The 525-nt window shown below is 66.7% G+C and carries 1 pseudogene; it reads left to right on the top strand.

The window, feature by feature from the left end:
• A pseudogene (locus C7B16_RS24365) lies at positions 1–525 on the top strand (phage tail protein); the annotation flags it as partial.

Below are 525 nucleotides of genomic sequence, written 5' to 3'. Positions count from 1 at the left end.
CACAGGGGCCAAAGGGAGATAAAGGCGAGAAGGGGGAGCAGGGGCCAAAGGGTGATAAGGGAGACACCGGTGCACAGGGGCCGAAGGGAGAAACCGGCGCTAAGGGTGACAAAGGTGATACAGGCCCAGCAGGTCCGAAAGGTGAGCGGGGCGACCCTGGCGGCCCACAGGGGCCAAAAGGGGATACGGGGGCCGCAGGCCCGGCAGGCCCACAGGGACCGAAAGGGGATACCGGAGCCACAGGCCCGGCAGGCCCACAGGGACCGAAAGGGGATACCGGAGCCACCGGTCCGGCAGGCCCGCAGGGGCCGAAAGGGGATACCGGAGCCGCAGGCCCGGCAGGCCCACAGGGACCGAAAGGAGATACCGGAGCCACCGGTCCGGCAGGCCCACAGGGACCGAAAGGCGATACCGGAGCCACAGGTCCTGCAGGTCCGCAGGGTCCGGCGGGAAGTTCTGACAGCGGGTTGTTTGGCGTCGGTTCTTTTGTTCTTGCAGCGTATTACACGACGAATTACTCGGGGG

Origin of the sequence: Escherichia sp. 20412-1 (genome assembly GCF_003027595.1) — a bacterium.
GTDB classification, from domain to species: Bacteria; Pseudomonadota; Gammaproteobacteria; order Enterobacterales; family Enterobacteriaceae; genus Escherichia; species Escherichia marmotae.
The sequence above is the reverse complement of the archived record's forward strand: the minus strand, read 5'-3'. Positions and strand labels throughout refer to the sequence as shown.